Origin of the sequence: Mesorhizobium sp. M4B.F.Ca.ET.214.01.1.1 (genome assembly GCF_004791545.1) — a bacterium.
GTDB lineage: Bacteria > Pseudomonadota > Alphaproteobacteria > Rhizobiales > Rhizobiaceae > Mesorhizobium > Mesorhizobium abyssinicae.
The window spans coordinates 1-786 of record NZ_SRUX01000052.1 but is presented as its reverse complement, the minus strand read 5'-3'; the positions used below and the strand labels follow the sequence as shown (position 1 = coordinate 786).

Annotated in this window: 3 protein-coding genes; 1 reads left to right on the top strand and 2 read right to left on the bottom strand. The window is 56.9% G+C overall.

What is annotated here, in order from left to right; all coding sequences use genetic code 11:
• A partial coding sequence (locus EN857_RS35290) for a hypothetical protein (protein ID WP_210235157.1) occupies positions 1–191 on the bottom strand: 191 nt, incomplete at its 3' end.
• Positions 192–204: 13 nt separating this feature from the next.
• Positions 205–405: a hypothetical protein gene (locus tag EN857_RS33245; protein WP_135859681.1), complete on the bottom strand. Its 201-nt coding sequence runs from the start codon at positions 403–405 to the stop codon at positions 205–207.
• A 76-nt stretch (positions 406–481) separates the two neighbouring features.
• Here EN857_RS33245 and EN857_RS35045 point away from each other — a divergent pair, with 76 nt between their 5' ends.
• A complete protein-coding gene (locus EN857_RS35045; RefSeq protein WP_189521682.1) occupies positions 482–655 on the top strand; it encodes a hypothetical protein in 174 nt (57 codons plus the stop codon).
• Positions 656–786 lie beyond the last annotated feature (131 nt).

Here is a 786-nt window from a genome sequence, read left to right as displayed (position 1 = left end):
ATTGAACGCTCTGTCGCGGCAACGATCCGGAGAGCCTTGAGATAGCGCTTCCGGTTCCCGAACAGCGTAGCCATCGCTTGCACCCCTGCATTCATAGGCGCTTCGGTCACCGGCCTAAAATAGGAGCCAAATTTTTGAAATTCAAATTGAGCCTTTTTGAGCAGCCAGGCTCCGATGCGCCAGACGCGCAATGTCGAACACTCATCAGCTAAAGGTGCGCAGGAAGTCCAGGTGCATTTCAAGTTCGCGTTGCACCGCCTCGAAGTCTTGCAATAGACCTCGGGCCACTTCGGTCCGGTGGCCGTCGAGCGTCATCTCATCGATGAGTTTGCGCTGGCGAGCAATGCGTGCCCTGCCTTCGCGAACGTGGCGTTCTCCCTTTTCCACCTTGGTCTCGGTGCCCATGCTGAGACAAGGCGGCTAATGGCCTTAAGTTCCGCCGCCCAAACGGAACATTTGCTCGCTCCTAGAGTTGGTCGACATGGACACTTCGACTTCCCTCGATATCAGCGCGGCAGCCCTGAAACGGGCGCAAAAACTTCGCGAAGAAAATGACCGCTTCACCAAGCAGGCGGCGGCGGAACTGGCTAGGGCTCGCGAATTGATTGCCGATATTGCCGAGCTTCTGGGTGCTCGCGGCCTGAGGCGCCGTTGAACTTAGGTCAGCTCGATTAGATGCCTGATGAGGTCATCGGGCATAACGGGTTTCACAAGACGCCGAACGCCCGAGAATTCGCTTGGGACAATGGTCCGGTCATACCCGGTGACGAATATGAACGGGATGCC

Excerpts from the sequence above, each read along its gene's own strand:
- EN857_RS33245 (WP_135859681.1), bottom strand. The coding sequence starts at position 405 with ATGGGCACCGAGACCAAGGTGGAAAAGGGAGAACGCCACGTTCGCGAA.
- EN857_RS35045 (WP_189521682.1), top strand. The coding sequence starts at position 482 with ATGGACACTTCGACTTCCCTCGATATCAGCGCGGCAGCCCTGAAACGG.